The organism is Aeromonas salmonicida subsp. salmonicida (genome assembly GCF_001643305.1).
Taxonomy (GTDB): domain Bacteria; phylum Pseudomonadota; class Gammaproteobacteria; order Enterobacterales; family Aeromonadaceae; genus Aeromonas; species Aeromonas salmonicida.
In genome coordinates this window covers 1-5,247 of sequence record NZ_LSGW01000040.1, presented here as the reverse complement: position 1 = coordinate 5,247, position 5,247 = coordinate 1, and the positions used below count along the sequence as shown (strand labels likewise).

General features: G+C 52.2%; 7 protein-coding genes. 6 read left to right on the top strand and 1 reads right to left on the bottom strand.

Translation table 11 applies throughout. From position 1 onward, the window contains the following. Positions 1–991: 991 nt before the first annotated feature. The 6 genes from AXW79_RS03175 to AXW79_RS22025 all read left to right on the top strand — a co-directional run bounded on the left by AXW79_RS03175 (position 992) and on the right by AXW79_RS22025 (position 4,445). Positions 992–1,297 carry a hypothetical protein gene (locus tag AXW79_RS03175; RefSeq protein ID WP_005322034.1) on the top strand — a complete coding sequence of 102 codons (306 nt, stop codon included), beginning with the start codon at positions 992–994 and terminating at the stop codon, positions 1,295–1,297. Further along, the gene (locus AXW79_RS03170) at positions 1,294–1,635 is read left to right on the top strand and encodes a MobC family plasmid mobilization relaxosome protein (RefSeq protein WP_005322038.1); all 342 of its coding nucleotides are present in this window, start codon (positions 1,294–1,296) and stop codon (positions 1,633–1,635) included. The genes AXW79_RS03175 and AXW79_RS03170 overlap by 4 nt, the downstream gene beginning before the upstream one ends. Then, positions 1,635–1,805: a hypothetical protein gene (locus AXW79_RS22705; RefSeq protein WP_005322041.1), complete on the top strand. Its 171-nt coding sequence runs from the start codon at positions 1,635–1,637 to the stop codon at positions 1,803–1,805. Before AXW79_RS03170 ends, AXW79_RS22705 begins: the two co-directional genes overlap by 1 nt. A gap of 684 nt (positions 1,806–2,489) precedes the next feature. Continuing rightward, positions 2,490–2,954, top strand: a complete 465-nt coding sequence (locus AXW79_RS03160; protein ID WP_011069631.1) for an MbeB family mobilization protein — start codon at positions 2,490–2,492, stop codon at positions 2,952–2,954. Next, the gene (locus AXW79_RS03155) at positions 2,955–3,179 is read left to right on the top strand and encodes an MbeD family mobilization/exclusion protein (RefSeq protein WP_011069632.1); all 225 of its coding nucleotides are present in this window, start codon (positions 2,955–2,957) and stop codon (positions 3,177–3,179) included. It abuts the gene before it with no gap. Between the two features lie 558 nt (positions 3,180–3,737). Next, positions 3,738–4,445, top strand: a complete 708-nt coding sequence (locus AXW79_RS22025) for an RES family NAD+ phosphorylase (protein ID WP_005322029.1) — start codon at positions 3,738–3,740, stop codon at positions 4,443–4,445. Positions 4,446–4,479: 34 nt separating this feature from the next. Here the strand turns inward: AXW79_RS22025 and AXW79_RS03150 are convergent, their stop codons facing one another. Further along, positions 4,480–5,112 carry a helix-turn-helix domain-containing protein gene (locus AXW79_RS03150; RefSeq protein ID WP_005322031.1) on the bottom strand — a complete coding sequence of 211 codons (633 nt, stop codon included), beginning with the start codon at positions 5,110–5,112 and terminating at the stop codon, positions 4,480–4,482. Positions 5,113–5,247 lie beyond the last annotated feature (135 nt).

Genomic DNA, 5,247 nt, shown 5'->3' with positions numbered 1-5,247 from the left:
ACCTTCTAAGCAGAAAACAAAAAACCCGCCTTTAGGCGGGTTCTTTGCCCGGTGTTCTAAGGCGTAGGAACCTTGGAATCCGGTGGGTAACAGCTTCGAGCAGGAAGCGGATACCGTTAAGTACCCCCCCAGTTTAGCCGCGTGCGGCCCACTGTTCAAGTATCAAACCCCTGCTCGAACCCTGTTACCAAAGGCTTTCACCTTTGGCGCTTTGTCGTATTCGCTCGGATTGGACGCAAGTGATTGTTGCCGTAGCGGGTGTGAAGGTCGGGCAGAACGGGGAAATCTCACATACTGCCCAAGCGTGCAATCGCGCACCACAGCCTCCCAGGGCTCGCAACCCTGGGGCATCTGCAAGTAGAGCGTAACGGGGCACCAACCACGGCCAGCTCTTAAAAAACGGCGCGGCAGCCCGACCAACAGGCGGGGGCTAAAGCAGAGTGCAGCGGGACGGGGTGTGTTCTCTGGAGCGCGTGAGAGGGAGCTGCCGCAAGCAGTCTCGATAGTCCGGAGCAAGGCGAGCTTATCCTGTAAAAGACCCTAAATCGATGTGGGTCTGTAGGAGGGCTCTCCTATCTTGAAGCGCAGCGAAAGATAGGAGAGCCCGGCAAACTGCGGCGGCTTGCCAACATCCTTTTCGTCCGTTTTTTTGCTTCCTTAGGGCACGCATCATCACCTCCCTTGATCTCTTTTTGCTTCCTACCTGCTACCTATCCTCGAAGCCCTCCAATTACAGTCACTGTTACTCTAAATAGTCTCACTAACAGGTGGTTACAACCTATTCCGCCTATGTCAAACTTGACTCTAAGCCAGCATACACAGAGTGCCCTTAGCCGCTTCGCGTCTTCGGTTCCTCTGTGAAGCTGGTTCAGGGGCGTGCCGCCCCCGGACCCCCCTGCCTCCACCGCCCCGAAAAACCCCGTTCCGGGCTTTCCCAGGTCGGCGGACAGAAGAGGTCTATGGTCACAGTTACCGTAATTGAGGTGATCGGATGAAGGACGAACGAGACGACCAGACCCTGGACTTGCTGCCAAGTGGCAAGCGCCGAGGTCTGCCACCTACCGGCAAGGCGTTGAGCGCCGCCGCCAAGCAAGCTGCTTACCGGGCACGGCAACGGGAAAAAACGGTCACCGTTACCTTAAATCGTCTGGATTGTGGCGAGCTGGAGATTTTCCTGCGGAACCTACGGGATGGCCGCACCTCGACTCTGGCCCCTGAGGTGGTGGCCAGGTTGCATGAGGCTGTGCGGTCGGCATGGCGGGGGCAGCTTCATTCCGGTAACGGTGACCAAAAATGACCCCGACCAAACGCGAACGGGTGATCAAGATCCGGGTCACCGCTGACGAACTGGTCCGCCTAAAGGGCTTGAGTGGTGATGAACGGTTGGCCGAATGGATGCGGAGCAAGTGCCTTGGGAACGACAAAGCAGCCGGTCGGCGGCGAACGCCGGTACCCAAAGCCGATCCGGCTCTGCTGAGGCAGATAGCCGGGATCGGCAACAACCTCAACCAGGTAGCGCGGCGAGTGAATAGCGGGGAGTGGGGCGCGGTTGAGCGTGTTCAGGTGATCGCGGTGCTGATGGCGATGGAGCGTGCTTTGCAGGCCATCTCTGTACCCTCAACGGAGGTAACGTGATGAACGAATACAGCGTAGCCGAGTATGACTACACCCTGATCCGGTTGCCCTGCGAACAGGGGGGGAGCTTGCGGTTGTTGAAGGATGGCCAGGAGGTCAGTGGGGAGGTTTACCAGGAGCACGATGAGGCGCTCAGTGTGGCCACCGTCTGGCTGTGCAGCGAGTCATGATCGTCAAATTTCATGCCCGTGGCGTAGGGCGCGGTAGCGGCCCGGTCGATTACCTGCTGGGGCCGCAGCGGGATCGGGAGGGGGCGACCCTTGACCGCGGCGATCCGGGTCTCATCGAGGCGTTGATCGACAGTAGCCCCTACGCCAAAAAGTACACATCCGGCGTGCTGTCGTTCCAGGAAGCGGACTTGCCCCGGGAGGACAAGGACAAGCTGATGGACAGCTTCGAGCGTGCGTTGTTGCCAGGGTTGGATCGGGATCAGTACGCCTGCCTGTGGGTGGAGCACCGGGACAAAGAGCGGCTTGAGCTCAACTTCGTGATCCCGAATATCGAGCTGCTGAGTGGCAAGCGGCTGCAACCCTATTTCGACCGGGCCGATCGGCCCCGCATCGATGCGTGGAAGGTGGTGGTCAACGCCCAGTTGGGATTGCATGACCCGGATGATCCCTTGAACAAACGGGCATTGATGACCCCCAGCAATCTGCCAAAGGCCAAGCAGGACGCGGCACAAGCGATCACCGACGGTCTGCTTTCGCTGGCGGCGGCCGGTGAGCTTGCCGACCGGGGAGACGTGGTGGCCACGTTGAAGCAACACGGCTTTGAGGTGGTGCGGGAGACCCGCAAGAGTATCAGCATTGCCGACCCGGAAGGGGGGCGGAATATCCGGCTAAAAGGGGCCCTGTATGAGCAAGATTTTAGAGCTGGCCAAGACCTTCGAAAAGAGCTCGAAGCAGCAGGCGAGCGATATCGAAACGAGCGTGAAGAACGCGTTCGAGCCGCACGAGAAAGCTATTCTCGAGGCGTTGGACTCAAGCGGGCGGAGATTGAACGCCGCTATCGACGCCCAGAGCCGGAGGTGGGGCTGGCTGGTGTTGAAGGGGTGGGTTTTTCCGTTGATCGGGGTGGCATTTCTGCTGGGGATCAGCTGGGTCGTGGTGTGGTACCAGGGGAGGGTCATCGCCGAGAACTGGGTGGAGATCTCGCGCCAGAACAAGACATTGGAGCAGTTGACGGCGAAGGGCGGCAAATTGGAACTGTCAACGTGCGGCGAGGACAAGCGGCTGTGCGTGAAGGTGGACTTGAAGGAGTTGGCCTATGGCGACAAAGAGAAAGACGAATATCCCTGGATGATCCCGGAGGGCTACTAAATGACAGAGCTCGAACGGCAGTTATTGAACGCGTTAGAGAGTTTGGAAGGCGGGTACAGAGTGCAGCACTCGGCCTGGGAGAGCGCCTACAGCGATTTGCGGCTGATGTTCGAGGCCACCTCTACCGAGAACCGGGCATTGCGGGAGAGCGTGGGGAGCTTGAGCAAGCAGGTGTTGCACTTGAGCGCTCAAGTCGAGAGATTGAGCCAAAAATTGAAGCCCTGAGCCTGGATCGGGAGCCGCGGTGTGGTGGAATGAGCTTCGGGCGGGAGTATCGAGAGTATGGTGATCGGGAGTACGGTGATTGAGTGGCCCTACTCAATCATTAGCCGGTATAGCTGTTGCGACGTACATTTTCGTTCCGTTGGACTTCATACCCCATAACCCGTAGGAATACACTTCAAACGCGCTTAGGCGCGTTTTTTGTTTTCGGTATGCCATTGCCTTGGGGGTAGGGAAGAAATGGCTGTAATCGCCACAAGTAAAGCCTGTTTTTGGAGCTATTTCATAGCTCGTAGCTAAATTGTGTTTGTTTGATTAAAAAACTAGCAAACCACCATAAATTCAATCTAGGCGTTTTTGTACGATTTTGGTTTTCTTATCCTTATTTTCAATAAGGAAAGTTTATAGGCGTTGATTGTTGGGATACAATGTCTCTGCCATGAAAAATATGGCAAGGAGGATGCTGGCTAAAGCTAATGCATCTTTAAATAAACATAAGCATACAAAGGTGAAGCTTATGCAATTAATTATAAACCCACACTCACGATATCGAGGTATCAAATGGAAGGAAGTAAGGAAGAAGTTGTTGCACAACTACGTGATGATTTGAATTCTCTACATGAGAAAAATAAAGTTCCCGTACTTGTTCGTGAAATCATAGAGCAAAAGCGTTGGCAGGGAAGTCCGCAAAAAACGGCAGTCCATTATGGGTGCCCTACGCGTGAGGAAGATATGGGGCGTTATAATGATGCTTCTGGTCGAACTGGCGTTTGTTATACCGCGGATTTTGCAGTAACTGCGTGCGCTGAGTCATATGGTCGCCTTTACCATAAGTCAGATACCAAGTTTCACATTGGTAGTGATGATCTGGATAAGGCTCACATTTGCACGGTCAGGACTACGCGTGAAACGAACACCATTGATATGGGAAAACTGCAGGCTTGCCTGCATTTGACTAGTGATAAATTGACTGGTGATGACAAAACCATCACCAGGGAGATTGTCAACTGGGCTGCGAATCTTCCCTGTTCGCCTTACGACGGAGTTACATACCGTTCAAGGCATCATGGTGGTAACGGGACGTGCACAGCCTTCTGGAATGTTGGTGGAAGGGGAGACCCTTTGGAAACTGTCAATATGGTTGCTGTAAGCAACTATAAAGATCGGAATCTAGAGTGTTTTCCTCAAGGGTGGGAAGAGGATGATATCGATGGTGAGGAAATCTTAACAGAAACCCTTCACTTCGAAATCACCCCTAACAACCCATAATAAAGATGGTGTCGCCAGTTAATGGCGACACTTCTTACCCCATCTGGCGCCCAAAAACTCGCGCTCTATTTCTTATAATACTTAAAGTATTGCTAGTTATATTATTTGTTTTTAAAATGTCAATTATTGATTTGTTTTCTTTTTCTACAACAGTGGATGTGAAAAATGAAATCTTAGTCACTGGGCTGATATCATCAGGAAGTAACTTAAGTATTTTCTGGAACTCACTTGAGATCCCATCGTTGTCAAATTGAAATATTGGGAATAAAAACTCATTACCTGGTTTAACGGCTAACAGTTCATTTCTTTTTATATAGTTGTGCACAGTTTGTCTCGTAACATTTAATAGCGATGCTACTTCATTCACCCTGATTGTGCCACCTAAGGATTTTAGCAAATCATAAAAAGAGAAAGTCCCTTCTATTCTTCGCTTTATTTTGTTCATTTCCCGAGGGCTGACTCGTGAATTTTTAGATATGAAACTTGCTACGATCAGTTTCATCAGATCATTATCGGTTAACTCTAGGGCCGTATGAATAGGGGCTCCCTGTTCAATTTCAGGAAGAACAGAGCCTATTAGGCCTTCGACTCTTTTGCTAAGAATATGGCTTAGGGTTGCACGCTCTTTTGCCATTGGGGCAGCATGTTGCACAGTTTGAGTTTTCATCACACTATCCTTCCACCTATTCATTTACGTTTATGTTACGCCGGTATGTGTAAAACGTCAATCTTGGTGCAAGGATGCATTATTGGGTTTGGTTACGGTTCAAATGATCTTGATCAGATCGTCTGATCAAGCGTA

Bases quoted from the DNA above. Each gene is read 5' to 3' on its own strand.
- AXW79_RS22025 (WP_005322029.1), top strand. From the start codon at position 3,738: ATGGAAGGAAGTAAGGAAGAAGTTGTTGCACAACTACGTGATGATTTG.
- AXW79_RS03170 (WP_005322038.1), top strand. From the start codon at position 1,294: ATGACCCCGACCAAACGCGAACGGGTGATCAAGATCCGGGTCACCGCT.
- AXW79_RS03155 (WP_011069632.1), top strand. From the start codon at position 2,955: ATGACAGAGCTCGAACGGCAGTTATTGAACGCGTTAGAGAGTTTGGAA.
- AXW79_RS03160 (WP_011069631.1), top strand. From the start codon at position 2,490: ATGAGCAAGATTTTAGAGCTGGCCAAGACCTTCGAAAAGAGCTCGAAG.
- AXW79_RS03175 (WP_005322034.1), top strand. From the start codon at position 992: ATGAAGGACGAACGAGACGACCAGACCCTGGACTTGCTGCCAAGTGGC.
- AXW79_RS03150 (WP_005322031.1), bottom strand. From the start codon at position 5,112: ATGAAAACTCAAACTGTGCAACATGCTGCCCCAATGGCAAAAGAGCGT.
- AXW79_RS22705 (WP_005322041.1), top strand. From the start codon at position 1,635: ATGAACGAATACAGCGTAGCCGAGTATGACTACACCCTGATCCGGTTG.